Annotated in this window: 14 protein-coding genes; 9 read left to right on the forward strand and 5 right to left on the reverse strand. The window is 67.6% G+C overall.

Annotation, left to right across the window (positions count from 1 at the left end):
- On the forward strand, nucleotides 1-206 hold a 206-nt coding region (locus tag BIU82_RS05970), incomplete at its 5' end, for an IS3 family transposase (RefSeq protein WP_139146521.1).
- 73 nt (nucleotides 207-279) lie between these two features.
- On the opposite strand, the gene BIU82_RS05975 is transcribed toward BIU82_RS05970, so the two are convergent.
- Complete coding sequence (locus BIU82_RS05975) at nucleotides 280-1,680, reverse strand: MFS transporter (RefSeq protein WP_070348561.1); 1,401 nt, start codon at nucleotides 1,678-1,680, stop codon at nucleotides 280-282.
- Between the two features lie 297 nt (nucleotides 1,681-1,977).
- On the opposite strand from BIU82_RS05975, the gene BIU82_RS05980 reads away from it, so the two are divergent.
- Genes BIU82_RS05980 through BIU82_RS05990 form a run of 3 tightly spaced genes read left to right on the forward strand, consistent with a single transcriptional unit; the run spans nucleotide 1,978 to nucleotide 7,146 of the window.
- A complete protein-coding gene (locus tag BIU82_RS05980) occupies nucleotides 1,978-3,381 on the forward strand; it encodes an MFS transporter (protein WP_070348562.1) in 1,404 nt (467 codons plus the stop codon).
- Nucleotide 3,382: 1 nt separating this feature from the next.
- Nucleotides 3,383-5,593 (forward strand): molybdopterin oxidoreductase family protein, encoded by a 2,211-nt coding sequence (locus BIU82_RS05985; protein ID WP_070348563.1) that lies wholly within the window; start codon nucleotides 3,383-3,385, stop codon nucleotides 5,591-5,593.
- Nucleotides 5,590-7,146, forward strand: coding sequence for an FAD-dependent oxidoreductase (locus BIU82_RS05990; protein ID WP_070348564.1), 1,557 nt, complete (start codon nucleotides 5,590-5,592; stop codon nucleotides 7,144-7,146). Before BIU82_RS05985 ends, BIU82_RS05990 begins: the two co-directional genes overlap by 4 nt.
- A 108-nt stretch (nucleotides 7,147-7,254) precedes the next feature.
- Here the strand turns inward: BIU82_RS05990 and BIU82_RS05995 are convergent, their stop codons facing one another.
- Together BIU82_RS05995 and BIU82_RS06000 are read right to left on the reverse strand one after the other, a co-directional pair.
- On the reverse strand, nucleotides 7,255-7,926 hold the full coding sequence (locus BIU82_RS05995; protein ID WP_070348565.1) for an alpha/beta hydrolase: 672 nt from the start codon (nucleotides 7,924-7,926) through the stop codon (nucleotides 7,255-7,257).
- Between the two features lie 111 nt (nucleotides 7,927-8,037).
- Nucleotides 8,038-9,453, reverse strand: a complete 1,416-nt coding sequence (locus BIU82_RS06000) for an NAD(P)H-quinone dehydrogenase (protein ID WP_070348615.1) — start codon at nucleotides 9,451-9,453, stop codon at nucleotides 8,038-8,040.
- A 104-nt stretch (nucleotides 9,454-9,557) separates the two neighbouring features.
- On the opposite strand from BIU82_RS06000, the gene BIU82_RS06005 reads away from it, so the two are divergent.
- A complete protein-coding gene (locus tag BIU82_RS06005; RefSeq protein ID WP_070348566.1) occupies nucleotides 9,558-10,376 on the forward strand; it encodes a purine-nucleoside phosphorylase in 819 nt (272 codons plus the stop codon).
- Nucleotides 10,377-10,379: 3 nt separating this feature from the next.
- Here the strand turns inward: BIU82_RS06005 and BIU82_RS06010 are convergent, their stop codons facing one another.
- Entirely contained in the window at nucleotides 10,380-11,660 is a 1,281-nt protein-coding gene (locus BIU82_RS06010) for an Ig-like domain-containing protein (protein WP_070348567.1), read from the reverse strand.
- Between the two features lie 47 nt (nucleotides 11,661-11,707).
- Nucleotides 11,708-12,319, reverse strand: a complete 612-nt coding sequence (locus tag BIU82_RS06015; RefSeq protein WP_139146522.1) for a hypothetical protein — start codon at nucleotides 12,317-12,319, stop codon at nucleotides 11,708-11,710.
- 572 nt (nucleotides 12,320-12,891) lie between these two features.
- Between BIU82_RS06015 and BIU82_RS06020 the strand changes: the two genes are divergently transcribed.
- From BIU82_RS06020 to BIU82_RS06035, 4 genes are all read left to right on the forward strand, one after another.
- Nucleotides 12,892-14,415 (forward strand): glycoside hydrolase family 68 protein, encoded by a 1,524-nt coding sequence (locus tag BIU82_RS06020; RefSeq protein ID WP_070348569.1) that lies wholly within the window; start codon nucleotides 12,892-12,894, stop codon nucleotides 14,413-14,415.
- A gap of 99 nt (nucleotides 14,416-14,514) precedes the next feature.
- Nucleotides 14,515-16,116, forward strand: a complete 1,602-nt coding sequence (locus BIU82_RS06025; protein WP_070348570.1) for a glycoside hydrolase family 68 protein — start codon at nucleotides 14,515-14,517, stop codon at nucleotides 16,114-16,116.
- Between the two features lie 110 nt (nucleotides 16,117-16,226).
- A complete protein-coding gene (locus BIU82_RS06030; RefSeq protein ID WP_070348571.1) occupies nucleotides 16,227-17,837 on the forward strand; it encodes a glycoside hydrolase family 32 protein in 1,611 nt (536 codons plus the stop codon).
- A 100-nt stretch (nucleotides 17,838-17,937) separates the two neighbouring features.
- Entirely contained in the window at nucleotides 17,938-19,722 is a 1,785-nt protein-coding gene (locus BIU82_RS06035; protein ID WP_070348572.1) for a phospho-sugar mutase, read from the forward strand.
- Nucleotide 19,723 lies beyond the last annotated feature (1 nt).

Genomic DNA, 19,723 nt, shown 5'->3' on the forward strand with positions numbered 1-19,723 from the left:
AGGGCAACTGCTACGACAACGCAGTGATGGAGAACTTCTTCGGACACCTCAAGGAAGAACTCTTCCACCACGTCCGGTTCCTCAACACCGACGCACTGGCACCGGCTCTGCACGAGTACATCCACTGGTACAACAACGACCGGATCTCCACAAAGCTCGAGGGCCTGAGCCCGGTGCAATACCGCGCCCAGGCCCTCGCGGCCTAGGATCCTACTTAGCCAGTCCAACTATCGGGGACCAGTTCAAACGGTGCGGGGCCTGCGTTGTTAAGCAGGATGCTCAGGCGATGTTGTCTTCGAACTCGCGGTCCTTGGTTTCCTTGGTCATCAGGAGTGCGACCAGGGTGCAAACCGCGGCCACAGCCAGGTAGACACCAACCAGGACCGTGCTGCCCTTGCCGGCCTGCCACAGTGCAATGGCCACAAACGATGCCGGCGCGGCGCCGATCACGGAGGACAGGTTGTAGGCCACGGCCGAGCCCGTGTAACGGACGTTTGCCGGGAAGAGCTCGGGCAGGATGGCGGCCATCGGTCCGAAGGTCAGGCCCATGAGGGTGAAGCCGACGATGAGGCCCACCAGCGCTGCACCCTTGCCCGGGCCGAACATCAGGCCCCAGGTGAGGCCGAAGACCAGGATGCCGAGCGTCACGCCGATGAGGAACTTGCGCCGGCCCCACTTCTCGGCCAGCGGCCCGGAGACCACGGTGAAGATGCCGAAGAAGACGACGCCGAGAATCAGCATCCAGAGGAACTCGCTGCGCTGGATTCCCAGTCCGGGGACGAACGCGGCCTCGTTGAAGGCCTTGCCTGCCTTCTCCGCCGCGGCGCGGGCCACCTCGGCGCTGGCCGGTGCCGTGCCGTAGGTGAGCGTGAAGCTGGTGGTCAGGTAGAACAGCACGTAGGTGGCCAGCATGATGAAGGTGCCGGCGATGACTGCCCGCCAGTGGTGCTTGAAGGTGGCGGCAACCGGAACCTTGGCAACCTTTTCCGATTCGACGACCTTCTGGAAGGACGCGCTTTCGACAAGCTTGAGGCGGACGTAGAGACCCACGGCCACCATCACGATGCTGGCGAGGAACGGAATGCGCCAGCCGAATTCCATGAACTGCTCTTCGCTGAGGGCGGCAGCGAGGCCGACGAACAGCACGTTGGCGAGGATGAAGCCGATGGGAGCGCCCAGCTGCGGGAAGGTGCCGTAGATGGCGCGCTTGCCGGCAGGTGCGTTCTCGGTTGCCAAAAGGGCGGCACCGGACCATTCGCCGCCGAGGGCAAGGCCCTGGCAGAAACGCAGCACCACCAGAAGGAGCGGTGCGAGCACCACCCAGCCGGCCGTCGTCGCCGGCGGCAGCAGGCCGATGAAGAAGGTTGCAAGACCCATGGTGAGCAACGACGCCACCAGGGTGCCCTTACGGCCAAGCTTGTCGCCGTAGTGGCCGAACAGGATTGATCCCACCGGGCGGGCAATGAACGCGACGCCGAAAATGGCGAAGGAGCTCAGGATCGCGTTGATGTCCGTGGCGTTGGGGAAGAACAGCTTGGGGAACACCAGCACCGACGCGGTGGCGTAGGCGTAGAAATCGAAGAATTCGATGGTGGTTCCGATAAGGCTTGAGAAGATCACACGGCCTCTGGTGTTGGCCGGGGCCGACTCACTTTCCTTGGGTTCAGCTATGGATGACATTCACCGCTGCTTTCGTTCGCACCGGTCCGGCGCCTGCGGCCTGCCCGGCAAAAAGAGGATTTATTGAGAATTCAATAATAGTTCCCGGTATCCACACAGTGGACACTGAGTCCATTATGTGGACAATCTGGAACGTCCCACGATGTGGTCAAGGCCACACTAGCCCTCACTGCTTCTCACGCGGCGCCGACACCCTCGGATAGGCAAATGTCACAGCACGTTTACACACGGCGCCGGTCTCCGAAACGAGCCGTTCCTACCTTGGAAGTACCCCCAGTCCCCACCAAGGAGGCATCCGTGACTGTCGAACAACGCGTACAGACCCAAGGCAACGAGGCCACCACCGCAGTACCTGTCCTTGAGCATCGCCCTGGCCGCTGGATCGCCAACTGGGATGCCGAGAACAAGGGCCAGTGGGAAGCCGAAGGCCGCGGCATCGCCAAGCGCAACCTGTACTGGTCCATCTTCGCCGAGTTCCTTGGCTTCGTCGTCTGGCAGCTCTGGTCCATCGTGGTGGTCCAGCTTCCGGGCGCCGGCTTCAAGCTCAGCACCTCCGAAATCTTCTGGCTCATCTCCATGCCCAGCCTGGTCGGCGCCACGCTGCGCATCCCATACACCTTCATGGTTCCCAAGTTCGGCGGCCGGAACTGGACCATCATCTCGGCGCTGCTCCTGCTCATCCCGTCCATCGGCCTGGCAATCTGCGTCTCCAACCCGCAGACGCCGTTCGGCGTCCTGCTGCTGGTGGCGGCCCTCGCGGGCTTCGGCGGCGGCAACTTTGCCAGCTCGATGGCGAACATCACCTTCTTCTACCCTGCCCGCGAAAAGGGCTGGGCGCTCGGCCTGAATGCCGCGGGCGGAAACCTCGGTGCCGCCGTCGCGCAGCTGGTGGTTCCGATCGCTGTGACGCTGCTGGCGGCCGGCACCGTCAACCTGCCCGTGGCCGGCCTGATTTGGGTTCCGTTCATCCTCCTTGCAGCTTTCGGCGCCTGGAAGTACATGAACAACCTCACCAGCGCCAAGGGTGACGTTGCCGGTTCCGTCGCCGCGCTGAAGGAACCGCACCTGTGGATCATGGCATTCCTGTACATCGGAACCTTCGGCTCCTTCATCGGCTTCGCAGGTGTCTTCCCGAAGCTCATCAAGGACTACTTCCCGGAGTTCTCGGCCATCCACATCGGTGCCGTGGCCCTGTCCCTGGCCTTCCTCGGCCCGCTGGTCGGTTCCCTGGCCCGCCCCTACGGCGGACGCATGGCCGACCGCCGCGGGGGCGCCCGGATGACCGTTTCGTCCTTCGCTGCGATGGCGGTTATCACCCTGACGATGATCTGGACCCTGCCGCTGAAGAACTTCTGGCTCTTCCTGGTCCTGTTCCTGCTGCTCTTCGTTGCCAGCGGCTTCGGAAACGGCGCCACCTACCGCATGATCCCGGTCATCTTCGCCACCTCCAGCCGCGCAGCCCGCAACGGCGCCGCGCCGGCCGCCACCCAGCGGCTCGCCTCGTCCTCCTTGGGCCTGATCTCCGCGATCGGCGCCTACGGCGGCTTCGTGATCCCGCAGGTCCTGAACGCCTCCAACACCGCTTCCGGTTCCTACACCCCGGCGTTCTACGGATTCGTCGCAGCCTACGTGGTCATGCTGACGGTCTGCTGGGCCTGCTACCTCCGCAAGGCACGCACCACCCCGATGGGACACATCTGAGATGTCAGCCGGCACCGCCACCCACTGCCCGTACTGCGCGCTCCAGTGCGCCATGACCCTGTCCCCGGCCGGCCCCGTTGCCGCAGCGCCGGGGGCGGGGTCCCCCGCTGCGGAACCCACGACGCCGGGCACCGCCTCCGCGGCTGCCGCACCCCTTGAGGTGGCGGGCCGCGAGTTCCCCACCAACCGGGGCGGGCTGTGCCGCAAGGGGTGGACCTCGGCGTCGTTGCTGGGCCATGCGGGCCGGATTACGGAGCCGCTGCTCAAGGGCTCCGACGGCGTGCACCAGCCCGTCAGCTGGGACCAGGCCCTCATGCTCGTGGCGGCCGCGGTGAAGGACAGCTGGGACCGGCACGGGCACGACTCGGTGGGCGTGTTCGGCAGTGGCGGCCTCACCAACGAGAAGGCGTACCAGCTGGGCAAGTTCGCCCGCCTGGCCTTGCGCACTTCCCGAATCGACTACAACGGCCGTTTCTGCATGTCCTCCGCAGCGGCCGCCGGAAACCGGGCCTTCGGCGTCGACCGCGGCCTGCCCTTCCCGGTGGAAGACCTGGACACCGCCTCCGTGATCCTGCTGCTCGGCTCGAACGTGGGGGAGACCATGCCGCCGTTCGTCCAGCACCTCCAGGGTGCCCGCGATGCCGGCGGACTGATCGTCGTGGACCCCCGGCGCTCGGCCACCGCGGCCTTCACCGGCAACGGCGGCGGCCTCCACCTGCAGCCCCTGCCGGGAACCGACCTCGCCCTCATCCTGGGCATCTCCCACGTGGTGGTCCACGAGGGCCTCGCAGACGCCGCGTACCTCGAGAACCGCACCAACGGCCATAAGTCCGTGATGCGCAGCCTTGCCGCCTTCTGGCCCGAACGCGTCCAGTCCATCACCGGCGTTCCCGCCACCCTGATCCGCGAGGCCGCCCGCCGCCTCGCCAAAGCCGCCCGCCTGGCCAAGGACGAAGGCCGGGGTGGTTGCTACATCCTCGGCGGCCGCGGCGTGGAACAACACGTGGACGGTACCGATACCGCCACCGCGGCCATCAACTTGGCCCTGCTCCTGGGCCTGCCTGGCTCGGAACGCAGCGGCTACGGCACCCTCACCGGCCAGGGCAACGGCCAGGGTGGCCGCGAACACGGCCAGAAGTCCGACCAGCTTCCCGGCTACCGCAAGATCACCGATCCCGCCGCCCGCAAACACATGGCAAAGGTCTGGAGCGTGGACGAGTCGCTCATCCCCGGAGCCGGACTGCCCGCCGTCGAGCTCCTGAAGTCACTGGGAAAGCCCGACGGCGTCCGCTGCCTTTTCGTGCACGGAGCCAATGTGGCGGTCTCCGCCCCCGACGCCGGCGCGGTGATCGAAGGCCTACGCAGCCTGGACTTCCTGGTGGTGTGCGACTTCTTCATGTCCGAGACCGCCGCCGAAGCGGACCTGGTGCTGCCCGTGGCCCAGTGGGCCGAGGAGGAAGGCACCATGACCAACCTCGAAGGCCGGGTCATCCGGCGCCGCCGCGCACTCACCCCTCCCCCGGGCGTGCGCAGCGAACTCTGGCTGATGGCCCGGCTCGCCGAACTGCTCGACGCTCCCTCCACCTTCAGCGACGATCCCCGGACCGTCTTCGAGGAACTGCGGCGCGCTTCCGAAGGCGGGCTGGCGGACTACTCGGGCATCGACTACGACATGCTCGACGCCGGCGAGGCCGCCTATTGGCCGTATCCGGCCGGCAGCAAGGGCACTCCCCGGCTCTTCACGGACAGCTTTGCGCACGCCGACGGCCGGGCGGCGATGGTCGCCGTCGTTCCCTCACGGCGGGCACAGCGCACCTTCGCCAGCGCCGCCGAACCGGAGTCGCTCGCCCTCGCCACTGGCCGGCTGCTGGAGCACTACCAGTCCGGGGCGCAGACCCGTCGGGTGTCCGAACTCGCGTCATCACAGCCCGAGGCACGGCTGCAGTTGCACCCCGAGACCGCAGCCCGCCGGGGCATTGCGGACGGCGAACTCGTCTCCGTCAGCAACGAACGCGGCGACCTTAGGGTCCGCGCCGAAGTCAGCACCGCCATCCGGCCGGACACCGTCTTCCTGCCCTTCCATTTCCCCGGGGCCGGCAGCGCCAACCGCCTCACGGAAGCCGCCACCGACCCCATCTCCGGCATGCCGGAATTCAAGACCAGCCGGGTATGGGTCACGCCCCTGTCCGCGCACCGCAAGGAGGAATCATGAGCGAGCGCATTGTCGTCGTCGGTTTCGGGCCCGTAGCAGCCCGCCTGGTGGAGGGCCTCCTCCCGGCGGTACGCCGCGGAAGCGTGAGCCTCATGGTCTTGGGACAGGAAGCCGAGGCCGCGTACAACCGCGTGATGGTGGCCGAGCTGGGCGTGGGACGCAGCACCGCGGAGGCCCTCGCCATGGCCGACGCCGCTGAGCTCATCGCCGAGGGCGTGGATGTGCGCCTGGGCGTCACCGTCAAGCGCGTGGACCGGGCCCGGCAGCGCGTGGTGCTTTCGGACGGCAGCACCGAAGCCTACGAGCGCCTGGTGTTCGCGACCGGCGCCCGTCCCGTGATTCCGAACCTGACGGGCATCAACCCGGACCCGGCCCGCCCGGTGCTGCCGGCCGGCGTCACCGCCCTGCGCACCCTGGGCGACGCCGAAACCCTGCGCCGCTCCGTGACCGCCCGGCAGCGCGTGGTAGTGCTGGGCGGCGGCGTGCTCGGCCTGGAAACCGCCTTGGCCGCGGCCGAGGAGGGCGCCACCGTGACCGTGGTGCACAGCGGACCGCATCCCATGGGCCGGAACATCGACCGCGGCGGCGGCGCCGTCCTGGCCGCGGCCCTGCGCGCCGCGGGCGTCACCGTGGTCAGCAACGCGGTGTCCACGGCGGTGGAGCACAACGGTCCCGACGGCGCCTTCTCCGCTTTGGTGCTCGACGACGGCGCGCGCGTGGAAGGCGATCTCCTGCTGCTTTCCTGCGGCGTGCGTCCGCGCATTGAACTCGCGGAGGGCTGCGGCCTTCCGGTCGCTTCCGGCATCCTCGTGGACCACCGGCTGCGGACCCACCACGAACCGCACATGTTCGCGATCGGTGACTGCGCCGAAGTCCGCTGCGCCACTGCCGGATGCCCGGACTGCAAAGGTGCCACGGCGCCGTCGGGCCTGGTGGGTCCCGGGTGGCGGCAGGCCGAATGGCTGGCAGGCTACCTCGAAACGCTCGCCGAGGACGGCCAGGAGGCCGCGAACGGACTGGCTCCGCTGGCGAAGGAACAGGCCGGCGTCGTGGTCCTGAAGGCGCGCGGCATCAACTTGGCCGTCGCGGGCGACACCTCCGCCGAGCCGTGGGACGAGCTGCTGTGCCCCGCGCCGGACGGACTGCCACACCGTGAGGTAGCGCAGTGGGCCGATCCCGGGCATGGCCGCTACGTCAAGATGACCACCCGCGGCGGCGTCCTGGAGGGGCTGGTGTCCGTGGGTATGCCCCGCACCGCGGCCGAGTTGGTGGTGTTGTTTGAACGGGGAGCCGAGCTTCCTGCCGACCGTTCGCTGCTGCTGCGCCTGGACGGCACGGACCAGCCTTCCGGCGCCGCGAACAACGACCCAGCCCGGACAGTCTGCCGTTGTGCCGGAGTGAGCGGCGCGGTGATCGAGGAATCCGTAGTGTCCGGCTGTTCCTCGGTGCCGGAGGTTTCAAAGGCCACCCGGGCCGGCACCGGCTGCGGCGGCTGCCACGAGGACATCAAGGCGATCATCGAAAAACATTTCCAAGGGGCCGTAGCGGCGTAGGCCCCTTGCTTTCCCTGGCCCGCCGCTGGTTTGCCACTTTGGGCCGCTTCAGGGCGCAATATTCCGGCCCAAAATGGCGAATGGTGGCCGGGCCCGCAGGCCCGGTTCTTACGCCTGCCCCGCCATCTCCCGGATGAGCCCTGCAACAAGCTCCGGGTGGGACAGGAACGGTGAATGGGAGGTGTCGATCTCCCGTACGGCGCCGCCAACCCTCGCCGCCATCTGGCGTTGGGCGAACGGCGGGATCGCCTGGTCCTGGCTGCACACGATGTAGGTGGAAGGAATCTCCCGCCACGCAGCGGCGCCCAGTTCTTCGGTGAACGCGGCTTCGCTTTGCGGGCGGAGGTTCTCCAGCGCTTCCGCCGTGGCCTCCGCGGGGACGCCGTTGTAGAAGACCGACGCCGGATCGGTCACGGTGATCCAGCCGTCGCCTTTGATGTTCCACCAGTGCGGGGCCACCCCGCCTACGGCTCCAAGCAAAGACTCGCCGGCGTCCAGCGCGAACGCGCACAGGTAACCGATATGTTTGACGTTCTGCAGGCCGGCCAGCGCCTCGGAGGCAACGGCGCCGCCGTAGGAATGCGCGACGACGACAACCGGGCCGTCAATGCCCTGGACAGCCTCGCGCAGGACGGCAGCGTCCGCATGAAGGCCGGCGGCAACGGTGCCGACGCTCGGCAGCTCGACAGTGCGCACCTCGAAGTCGGAGAGCTGCGAACGCACGGCGTTCCAGCAGTCACTGCCGTGCCAGGCACCGTGGACAAGAATGAGTGTGGTCATGCCCCACAGTCTGCGCGAGGCGTGACCCACACCACAACGAGCCTTCCATTCAATGGCAGGCACCCGTCAATGCACCGTCAAGGCACCCGTCACGCCAGCCCGGCCGCAGAACTACATGTGCACGTGCAGGCGGCGCGCGGCTTCGGAGATCGAACCGGTCAGGGACGGGTACACCGTAAAGGTGCTGGCAACGTCATCGACGTGCAGCTTCTGGGTGACCGCCACGGAAATCGGGAAGATCAGCTCGGAGGCGTTCGGACCAACCACCACGCCGCCGATCACGGTGCCGGAACCCTTGCGGGCGATGATCTTGACGAAGCCGTCCTTGGTATTGCGCATCTTGGCCCGGGCATTGGCCAGCAGCGAAAGCATCACCACATCGCCCTGGTACTTGCCGGACTCCAGGTCCGCCTCGGAGACGCCCACGGAGGCGATTTCCGGGGAGGTGAAGATGTTGGAGGCCACCTGGTTCAGCTTGAGCGGCTTCACCCCGTCGCCCAGGAAGTGCGCGATGGCGATGCGGCCCTGCATGGCGGCCACGGAGGCGAGCGCGAAGACGCCGGTGCAGTCGCCGGCGGCGTAGATGTTCGGGGCCGTGGTGCGGGAGACGCCGTCCACCTTGATGTGGCCGGACTCAGAGACGGCGACGCCGACCTCTTCGAGGCCGATCCCGTCGGTGTTCGGAATGGAGCCCACGCAGACCAGGCAGTGGCTGCCGGTCACCGTGGTGCCGTCACCCAGGGTGACCTCCACACCGGTTTCGGTGCGGACGACGGCGTTCGCGCGGGAACGCGAGAGGACGCGCACCCCGCGGCGCTTGAAGACGTCCTCCAGCACGGCTGCGGCGTCCGTGTCCTCGCCGGGCAGGACCTGGTCGCGGCTGGAAATCAGGGTGACCTTGGAGCCGAGGCCGTTGTAGGCGGAGGCGAATTCGGCACCGGTGACACCGGAACCGACCACGATCAGTTCCTCGGGCAGTTCCTCGAGGTTGTAGAGCTGGGCCCAGTTGAGGATGCGTTCGCCGTCCGGCTTGGCGGTGGGCAGTTCACGCGGGTGGGCGCCGACGGCCAGCAGGATAGCGTCGGCCGAGACGGTCTTGGTGCCGTCCACCGTGAGGACCTCGATGGTGTTGTTGTCCACGAGCTTGCCGGAGCCGATCATGATCTCCACGCCCAGCTGCTCGAGGGCCTCGTGGATGTCTTCGGACTGTTCACGGGCCAGGCTGAGGAGGCGGTCGTTGATGTGGCCGAGGTCGGCGCGCATGTGCGGGGCGACGTCGCCGCCGTCGACGGCGAACTTGACGCCCAGCTCCCCTGCCTCGCCGACGCGGGTCATGAGGTCCGCCGTCGCGATCAGGGTCTTGGAAGGCACGACGTCGGTCAGTACGGCGGAGCCGCCGAGGCCGGCCCGTTCGATGATGGTGACCTGCGCCCCGAGGGACGCTGCGACCATGGCGGCTTCATAGCCACCGGGGCCTCCACCGAGGATTGCGATACGGGGGGAACTGAAGTCAGGATGCATGGTCACAAAGGACAATTCTGACTCATTGCGGCAGGCCCTGCCACTAAGCCCCGCCTGAGTGGCCCACGCCTCACTGTTCAAGATCGCGGCGCGCCCTGTAGCTTGTACCCGTGAGTAACAGTGAGCTGCTGAACACCGACCCCTTCGAAGCCGCCCGGGACGCCGCCGATTACATCGCCGCGGAGACCGGCGTCGAACGCCATGATGTCGCGCTGGTGCTCGGCTCCGGCTGGGGCGCCGCCGCGGACCTGATCGGCGAAACCACCGCAACCCTGACAGCCGCCGAGGTCCCCGGTTTCTCCGCCCCCGCCGTCGAAGGCCATGTGGGAACCATCCGTTCGGTGCTGACCCGCGAAGGCAAGCGGGCACTGGTGCTCGGCGCGCGCACCCACTACTACGAAGGCAAAGGCGTGCGGGCCGTGGTCCACGGAGTGCGCACCGCGGCCGCTGCCGGCTGCAAGACCCTGGTGGTCACCAACGGATGCGGCGGCCTGAACGAAAACTGGGCTCCCGGCACCCCCGTGCTCATCAGCGACCACATCAACCTCACCGCTACTTCGCCCCTGGAAGGCGCCACCTTCGTGGACCTGACGGACTTGTATTCCTCCCGCATCCGCGGCCTGGCCCGCGAAGTGGACCCCACTCTCGACGAAGGCGTGTACGCCCAGTTCACCGGCCCGCATTACGAAACCCCGGCCGAGGTGCAGTACGCCAAGCGGATCGGCGCCGACCTGGTGGGCATGTCCACCGCACTTGAGGCGATCGCCGCGCGCCACGCCGGCATGGAGGTCTTCGGGATCTCGCTGGTCACCAACCTGGCCGCCGGCATCAGCCCGGTGCCACTGAGCCACCAAGAGGTCATCGAGGCCGGGCAGGCCGCAGGGGCACGGATCTCCAAGCTCCTTGCGGAAATCATCGCGAAACTTTGAATGTCAGTCCGGGCTCGTCCTGACTAATACGGTCACCGGATTTCCCGTGACGCCATCCGCCGTCGCGGTGATCTCGGCGTCACCTTCCTTCACGCCGGTCACCAGGCCGGAAACATCGACCGAAGCGATGAGCGGCCTGCTTGAGGCCCACTGGACGTCGGATCCGGTGCTTCCGTCGCTGTACAGCACGACGGCGCTCAACTGGACGCTTCCGCCCGGTTCGGACTGCAACGGGCCCGCCGGTGAAACCTTGATGCTCTTCACCGACGGCACCACGGTGATTGCCGCCTGGCCTTGGATAAGTTGCCCGCCGGCGCCGGGGACCGTGGCCACCACCGTGACGCTTCCGGTCCGGCGTGCGGCGACCAACCCGGCGGCGTCCACTTCGGCGATACCGGACCCTGCCGGCAGCGTCTCCCACGTGGCGTTCCCGACGGCGGCGCTGCTGCCGTCCGAGTACCTCGCCACCGCGTCGAGGCGGACAGTCCGGCCCTCCTTGAGGGTGGATTGGGCGGGAGCCACCTCGAGCGATGTGATCTCCGGTTTGGGTGCCGCGAGCACCGTGATGGTGGCCCTGCCCCGTTTGCCTTCCTGCGCGGCGGAAATGACCGTTTGCCCCGGAGCGACGGCGGTGACCCGGCCGGCGCCGTCGACCGTCGCGGTGCCCGGAGCGCCGGATGACCACTGCGCCGAAGCGTTCAAGTTCCCGTGCGAGCCGTCGCTGAAGGTGCCCTCGGCGGTGAGTTGCAGGACACCGCCCGGGAAGAGCCGTGCGGACTCCGGGTCCAGCCGCAGGGAGGCCAGGGTCGCAGCGTCTCCGCCCACGACCACCAGCGTCAGCCTCCCGGAGACCCCGTCCAGCGTGGCGCTCAGCTCCGCGCTTCCTTTGGCAACCGCCGTCACGACGCCGGCGCTGCTCACCGTGGCGACGCCGGTGTTGCCGGACGCCCATTCGACCCCGGCGAGGAGGCGCTTGCTGGTTCCATCGCCGTAGTGGCCGGTGGCGGTCAGCGGGATGGTCGCCGTAGGGCGCAGTTCCTGGGCCGCCGCGGTGACGGTGATCGATTCGAGGGCCGGCGGCGGAGGCGGGACCATGGCCAGGCGCCACGCCACGAACGCCGCCGTCAAGGCAAGGGCCAGGGCCAACGCCACGGCACTGCCTGCGAGGAATTTCCGGCGCACCATGGTCATTCCCTTGCCGAGGGCCATCGACAGGTCCGCGGGATGCTCCAAAGCCCGTACGGCGGCCTCGTCCAGCAGTTGCTGGCGCAGCTCCCTGTTCACCGCAGCTCCCTGTTCACCGCAGCTCCCTGTTCACCGCAGTCCCTTGCTCATGAGGGACCTGCGGTAAGCGCCCTGGCGCTCACCAGCTCGTCGGTGACTTCCGCCGTCGTCCGTCCTGTCAGGCCGGCGACCTCGACGATGGTGAGGTTGGCAAACTCGTGCAGCACCACCACGATGCGCTGTTCGATCGGCAGGCCCGCGAGCAGTCCGGCGTCTGGAGCTTGCCCGGGCCCCGCATGGTGGACCGCCCACAGTTCGTCCTTGCGGATCAGGCGCACCAACAAGCAGAGGACGTACACGCGAAGTTGCGGCGTCACGGGCCCCCGCCACGCCGCGGCAGCCTGCGACCACGCCGCTTCAAGCAGCCGCCGGGCGGAGTCCGGATTGTTGGACAGCAGGTGGGCGCAGTACTCCAGATCGCCCCTCTGGAGTTCGAAGACGCTGCGCAACTGGGCCTCGCGGTCTTTGAGGGCCGGGGAGAGCTTGAACCCCGGGGAGAGCCCGAACTCGATTTCCTTGACGGCGGGCAGGAGGACTGCCGCCACGAGGGTCAGGAGTCCGGCGCCGATAGGAATGGCGGACAACAGGCCCGGAAACAGCCACCCCACCGCGACGACGGCGACAGCCAGGACAGCGAGGACCACGCGTAAGGGATTCACGGATGGAAGAAAGCGCCGCTTCGGCAATTCACACATGCTGCACCAGCTCACGATGTGGCAGCGGCGCCGGCTTGGGCAGCAGGCGGAATCCGCTACCACATTTTACGTCCACCGATTGGACTTCAGAAGGGCCCGGCCGGCGGGTGCCCGGGCCTCGCATACCCGCAGAATCCGGGCCTTCCGTCAAGTCAAAAGGCTGCTTCCTTAACGGCGAATGAACTCTGCGAAATATTCGCCGCGAGCCCGCAACATTTGCGTCCGGAAGGATTGCTGTGGCACGCGCGCGATGTAAAAATGTAAGCGCTTGCACACATTTGTCAGACATCTCGCGGAATCACCCGAAGGCCCGTTGAAACAGGGTTTGATCCGCACGAAGGGAACGTGCAAGCGTTGAAAACGTTCCGGCAGCGATCCCCCGCCGGAACCACCGTTGGCCCTCCACCAGGACGGCCAACGCCACCCGAACGATGGCGTCCCCCGAAGGCGCTGCCATCGTCACCGGGGCGCCGGAGTAGAGGCCCGGGCAGGTTCGCCCGTTCCCCGATGTCCACACTCCGCGAGAAGAGCGAAGCATGAACACCCACTCCACCCCGGCCCGGCCTGTTCCGGCCCGCCGGCTCCGCGCGGCCGCATCCCTGGCCGGCGCCGGCGTCGCCGCATCCCTCCTGCTTGCCGCACCGGCGAGCGCCGCACAGGAACCCGTCCCGGGATTCCCGCCTCCCACTGAGCACACGCAGAAGGCGTATGCGCCGGAGTCCGGGTTCACCGCCAAATGGACCCGCGCAGACGCCAAGCAGATCATGGCCCAGGCCGCACCCGAAACGCCCTTCGGCGGCAATTCCCTGCACCCTGACGTGACCATGCCGGAGATCCCGCGCGACTTCCCGGTGATGAAGGACAGCAGCGGAGACCATGTGTGGGTCTGGGACACCTGGCCGTTGACGGACGAGTCCGGCAACCAGGTGTCCTACAAGGGCTGGGACGTCATCTTCTCCCTCGTCGCCGATCCCCAAGCCGGCTACACCTTCGACGAACGCCACTTCAACGCCCGGATCGGTTACTGGTTCCGGCCGGCGGGACAGCCGGAGAGCGAATGGGTGTACGGCGGCCACCTCTTCCCTGGCGGCACCACCCTGGGCAAGGCCGAGTGGTCCGGCTCCACCCGCATCTTCGACGGCGGCAAGCTGGCCACCCTCTACACCGCTGTCACCGACTACCCGGCCACCGGGGCACCCATGAAGTCCGTGATCGCCAAGAGCGAGGGCAAGCTGAAGGCCGATGCCAAGGGCATCAGCATCGAAGGCTTCACCAAGCACACCCAACTGCTGGAGCCGGACGGAAAGATGTACCAGACGGGCGCCCAGAACCGCTACTACGCTTTCCGCGACCCCTACACCTTCGAGGACCCGGCACACCCCGGCAAGACCTTCATGGTGTTCGAAGGCAACACCGGCGGAAAGGCCGGCGAGCTGAAGTGCACCGAAGCGGACCTCGGCGGCTCCGGCGAGGACGCGCAGGCCGTCACCGACTCCGGCGCACGCTTCCAGGCAGCCAACATCGGCCTGGCCGTGGCCGACAACAGCAAGCTGGATTCCTGGAAGCTGCTGCCCCCGGTGCTCTCGGCCAACTGCGTCAACGACCAGACCGAACGCCCCCAGATCGTCATCCGGAACGAAGGCGGCAAGAACAAGTACTACCTGTTCACCATCAGCCACCAGTTCACCTATGCGGCGGGACTGCGCGGTCCTGACGGCGTCTACGGCTTCGTGGGCGACGGCATCCGCTCCGACTACCAGCCGATGAACAACAGCGGCCTGGTCCTGGCAAACCCCACCAACCTCTCCGTGCCCTCGTGGGACCCGGCGGCCAATCCGCGCCAGTTCCAGTCCTACTCCCACTACGTCATGCCCGGCGGCCTGGTGGAGTCCTTCATCGACAACGTCGACGGACGCCGGGGCGGCACCCTTGCCCCCACCGTGAAGATCGACTTCGCGGGCTCCACCAGCCGGGTGGACCGTGGCTTCGGCAACAACGGCCTGGGCCCCTACGGCTTCATTCCCAGCAACATCCGCACCGGCGGCAACGGCCACTACTAGGCCCGCCGCCCCCACAGACCCTGTGCCGGAATACCTCCGGCACAGTCCGGGCCCCGGCCCGTCTTCCCCCGAAATACAACTCCGCGAGAAGAGCACATCATGAGCACTCACCCAACTCCCGCACGGCCCCGTCGCCGCCTGCGCACGGCCGTGTCCGTCGCGGCCGCGGCCGGCGTCGCCGCTTCCGTCCTGTTGGCCTCCGCCGCCGCGCAGGCCAACATTCCGGCCGACCCGCCGTCGAACGACATGCCGGCACCCACCGCCGGTTTCCCGCTGCCCACGGTCCACAGCCAGAAGGCCTACGACCCGGCCGCGGACTTCACCGCCAAGTGGACCCGCGCTGACGCCAAGCAGATCATGGCCCAGAGCAACCCCAACGTGGCTCCTGGTGAAAACTCCATGAGCCCGGACGTCACCATGCCGGAAATCCCGCAGGACTTCCCGGCCATGAACGACGACGTGTGGGTCTGGGACACCTGGTCCCTGACTGACGAGCACGCAAACCAGATCAGCTACAAGGGCTGGGACGTCATCTTCTCCCTGGTGGCCGACCGCCACGCCGGCTACGGCTTCGACCAGCGCCACTGGAACGCCCGGATCGGCTACTTCTTCCGCAAGACCAAAGCCGACCCGGCCAAGGACAAGTGGAACTACGGCGGACACCTGTTCCTGCCGAACAGCTCCATCGGCAACACCGAATGGTCCGGCTCCACCCGCCTCATGCAGGGCAACCAGGTGAACGTGTTCTACACCGCCACCACCTTCTACGACATCGCTGAACGCAACGCCGGTGGCGGCGGCATCGCCCCCGACGCCGTGATCGCCAAGGCCCTGGGCAACATCCACGCGGACAAGAACGGCGTGAGCTTCGACGGCTTCAAGCACACCAAGCTGCTTGAGCCGGACGGCAAGATGTACCAGACCAAGGCCCAGAACCCGGGCTTCGCCTTCCGCGACCCGTACACCTTCGTCGACCCGGCACACCCCGGCAAGACCTTCATGGTCTTCGAAGGCAACACCGGCGCCAAGCGCGGCGAATACCGCTGCACCAAGGAAGACCTGGGCTACCGCGCAGGCGATCCGCACGCCGAAGACCTCAACACCCTGAACACCACCACGGGTGCCTGGTTCCAGACCGCCAACGTGGGCCTGGCCGTGGCGGAAAACAAGGACCTCACCAAGTGGAAGTTCCTGCCGCCGATCCTGTCCGCCAACTGCGTCAACGACCAGACTGAGCGCCCGCAGATCTACATCCAGAACGAAAACGGCAAGAACAAGTACTACCTGTTCACCATCAGCCACCAGTTCACCTACTCTGACGGCATGCGCGGCCCCGACGGCGTGTACGGCTTTGTGGGCGACGGCATCCGTTCCGACTTCCAGCCGGTGAACAACAGCGGCCTGGCACTCGGCTCCCCCACCGACCTGAACCTGCCGGCCAACGCTCCGGAGAGCCCCTCCCAGCAGCAGAACGGCCGCCAGTTCCAGGCCTACTCGCACTACGTGCAGCCGGGCGGCCTGGTCCAGTCCTTCATTGACAACGTCAACGGCGTGCGCGGCGGCTCCCTGGCCCCGACCGTGAAGATCAACTTCAAGGACGGCGTCACCCAGGTTGACCGCAGCTTCGGCCAGAACGGCCTTGGCCCGTTCGGCTACCTGCCCACCAACGTCCGCGTCGGCGGCGAAGGCCTCTACAAGTAGGCCTCAGCAACACCCGCGGGGCAGGCGCAATCCGCCTGCCCCGCACCTGCGGGGACCTCCGGCACCATTTCGGGGGTCCCCGTTCCGCTTCCACCCCAGGATTTGATCCCATGCTTTTGCAGAACGCCCCCAAAACCATCCGCGCGGCACTGTGCGCGGCAGCCGTCGTCGTGCTCGCCTTCACCGCCGGGTGCACCGCGCCGGACACCCCGCCCGCCGGTCCCGCCCCGTCCGCAGGTGATCCTTGGCGTCCGGCCGTCCACCTGAGCTCGGAGCGGAACTGGATCAACGACCCCAACGGCCTGGTGTACGAGAACGGCACGTACCACGCCTTCTACCAGCACAATCCGCACGGCAACTTCTGGGGAAACATGTCGTGGGGCCACTCCACCAGCACGGACCTGGTGCACTGGACGCAGCAGCCCGTGGCCATGGAGGCGAGTGAGGCCGAGGAGATCTTCTCCGGCTCGATCGTGCTGGACAAGGAGAACGCGTCCGGGCTCGGCACGGCGGACAACCCGCCCATGGTGGCCCTGTATACGAGCGCCTACGGCAAGGGTGGCGCCCGGCCGGCCGGCGTGCAGGCCCAGTCGCTCGCCTACAGCCTGGACCACGGAAAGACCTGGCAGAAGTACCAGGGAAACCCCGTCCTGGACCTGCAGCCGAGCTCCAACAACTTCCGCGATCCCAAGCTCACCTGGTACGAACCCGGCAAGTACTGGGTGATGACCACTGTGGTGGCCGATGCCAAGGTGGTGAAACTCTTCAAGTCGAAGGACCTGCTGCACTGGGACTTCCTCAGCGATTTCTCCGGCGTAGGCGCCCAGGGCGGACTCTGGGAAGTCCCCGAACTACTGGAGATGGACGTGGAAGGATCCACCGCCAGGAAGTGGGTCATGCTGCTGAGCATCAATCCGGGAGGGATCGCGGGCGGCTCCGGCATGCAGTACTTCGTGGGCGATTTCGACGGGACGACGTTCACCGCCGAAAACGCTGCCCCCGCGGACGCCCCGCTGGAGGACTCCCAATGGCTGGACCACGGCGCCGACTACTACGCCGCCAACTCCATCACGGGTGCCCCGGGCGGCAAGCCCGTACTCCTTGGCTGGATGGGCAATTGGGACTACGCCCAGCACACGCCCACCACTCCATGGCGCGGTGCCATGGGCATCCCCCGTGAGCTGGATTTGGTGCGCGACGGCGGCCGGTACGCCCTGCGTTCAGGTATCGCGGCTGCCGCAACCGAAGGCCTCGGAAAGGCGGCCCGCGGCGAGGCGCGGAAGGAACTCAGCGTTGACCCCGGACCTTCCGCCGAGCCGCTGGGCGGCGACTTTGCCGCGCGCAGCCAGCTGATCGACGTCGAACTCGAGCCGGGCGGGGCGGCCAAGGCGGGCCTGCTGCTGCGTGCCTCCGCGGACGGCAAGCGCGCACTCCGGATCAGCTATGACCGGGCTGCCGGCACCCTGACCGTGGACCGGTCGAACGCTGGCACGGCGAACTTCTCGCCCCTGTTCAGCCCGTACCACCAGGCCCGGGTGCCGTTGCGGGATGGCACGTTGCGGCTGCGGATCCTGCTCGATTCCTCCTCCGTGGAGGTCTTCACCCCGGACGGCACAGTGGCCATCACGGATACTTTCTTCCCGGACTGGGAGGACACCGGAACCCTGGCCTTCAGCGAAGGCGGCACGGCGGACTTCCGGGTCACCTCCACCGCCCTTTGATCCAACGCGGGGTCAGTTACGGCCCATGTTGAGCACTTTCATGGGCCGTAACTGACCCCGCGTTGCTATTTAAGAGGGGCATTGCGGATAGTTTGGTCCTATGACATCGAGCGATGCCGAAACCAAGCCGTCAGATTTCGATCAGCTGATCTCCGCTGCCCGGGTATGGGCCCGGCAGGATCCGGACCCCGTCACCGCAGCCGCGCTGGACGAACTCGCCGACCAGGCCAGCGAAGGGATCCCGGCGGCCCGCCAGCAGCTGGAAGACAGCTTCAACGGCACCCTGCAGTTCGGCACGGCCGGGCTGCGTGCCGCCCTCGGCCCCGGCCCCAACCGAATGAACCGCGTGGTGGTGCGGCGGGCAGCGGCAGGCCTGGCGGCCTTCCTGGACAACGCCGTAGCCGCCGCTGCCCCGGGAAGCCGGCCGCGCGCCGTCGTCGGCTACGATGCCCGGCACAACTCCGATGTCTTCGCCCGCGAATCCGCCGCGATCTTCGCGGCGGCGGGCATCGAGACCTTCCTCATGCCGTCCGCGCTGCCCACTCCCCTGCTGGCCTACGCTGTGCGTGCGCTGGACTGCGACGGCGGCGTGATGGTCACGGCCAGCCACAACCCGCCGCAGGACAACGGCTACAAGGTGTACCTGGGCGGGCGTGCCGTGGAGGAAAGCGGCCGCGGCGCCCAGATCGTCACCCCGTATGACGCCCGGATCGCCGAATGCATCGAGGCCGTGGGCGGGCTGGAAAGCATCACCTTGGCAGACGAGGGCTGGACGGTGCTGCAGGATTCGATCGTGGACGACTACCGGGCCGCCGTCGTGGGCCTCGCCCGGCCGGAACAGTTCCCCGCGCGGGACCTGAAGATCGTGCTGACGCCGATGCACGGCGTGGGCGGCGACACCGCCGTCGCAGTGCTCCAGGACGCCGGATTCCGTGACGTGACGCTGGTGGAAGAGCAGGCCCTGCCGGACCCCGACTTCCCCACCGTGAGCTTCCCCAACCCTGAAGAGCCGGGGGCACTGGACCTCGCGCTGGCAGCAGCCGAACGCCTGGAGGCGGACATCGTGCTGGCCAACGATCCCGACGCCGACCGCGCGGCGGTTGCGGCCCGGGACCCCGAGAGCGGGGCCTGGCGGATGCTGCGCGGAGACGAAGTGGGAGCCCTGCTGGGGGCGCATGTGGTGGCCCGCTCCCTCGCCGACGCTCCTGCTGCCGAAACCGCCGACGGCGAGCTGCCGCCGTCGCCGGGCGTGTTCGCCAATTCAATTGTCTCCTCGCGGCTGCTCGCCCGGATTGCCGCAGCCGCCTGCGCCGCGCACGAGGAGACCCTCACCGGCTTCAAGTGGATCTCCCGCGTGCCCGGGCTGGTGTATGGCTACGAGGAAGCGCTGGGCTACTGCGTCGCGCCCGGCCTGGTGCGGGACAAGGACGGCATCTCCGCATCGTTGCTGATCGCCGAACTTGCCGCCGCGGCGAAGGCTGCCGGCCAGACCATTTTCGACACCTTGGACGAGCTCTACCTGCTGCACGGACTGCACGCGAGCGACCAGCTCAGCATCCGTGTGGCGGACCTCGGACTGCTGGACGCCATGATGAACCGGCTGCGTTCGGATCCGCCGGAAGCGTTCGGAGGCTCCGCCGTCGAACAGTCCATTGACCTGTCCCAAGGCAGCGAGCAGCTGCCGCCCACCGACGGACTGCTGTACCTGACCCGGGACCAGAGCCGGGTGATCATCCGGCCCAGCGGCACCGAGCCGAAGCTCAAGTGCTACCTGGAAGTGATCGTTCCCGTGGAATCGGCGGCCGGCCTGGCGGAGGCGCGCGCTGCGGCGAGGGCTGCACTGGACAGGATCCTGGCAGACGTGCGGGAGGCCCTGGGGCTGTAAG

It is taken from the genome of Arthrobacter sp. SW1, from assembly GCF_001766675.1.
GTDB lineage: Bacteria > Actinomycetota > Actinomycetes > Actinomycetales > Micrococcaceae > Arthrobacter.

Coding starts and splice junctions, on each gene's coding strand:
- BIU82_RS05975 (WP_070348561.1), bottom strand. CDS start 1,680: ATGTCATCCATAGCTGAACCCAAGGAAAGTGAGTCGGCCCCGGCCAAC.
- BIU82_RS06020 (WP_070348569.1), top strand. CDS start 12,892: ATGAACACCCACTCCACCCCGGCCCGGCCTGTTCCGGCCCGCCGGCTC.
- BIU82_RS06030 (WP_070348571.1), top strand. CDS start 16,227: ATGCTTTTGCAGAACGCCCCCAAAACCATCCGCGCGGCACTGTGCGCG.
- BIU82_RS05990 (WP_070348564.1), top strand. CDS start 5,590: ATGAGCGAGCGCATTGTCGTCGTCGGTTTCGGGCCCGTAGCAGCCCGC.
- BIU82_RS06025 (WP_070348570.1), top strand. CDS start 14,515: ATGAGCACTCACCCAACTCCCGCACGGCCCCGTCGCCGCCTGCGCACG.
- BIU82_RS06035 (WP_070348572.1), top strand. CDS start 17,938: ATGACATCGAGCGATGCCGAAACCAAGCCGTCAGATTTCGATCAGCTG.
- BIU82_RS05985 (WP_070348563.1), top strand. CDS start 3,383: ATGTCAGCCGGCACCGCCACCCACTGCCCGTACTGCGCGCTCCAGTGC.
- BIU82_RS05995 (WP_070348565.1), bottom strand. CDS start 7,926: ATGACCACACTCATTCTTGTCCACGGTGCCTGGCACGGCAGTGACTGC.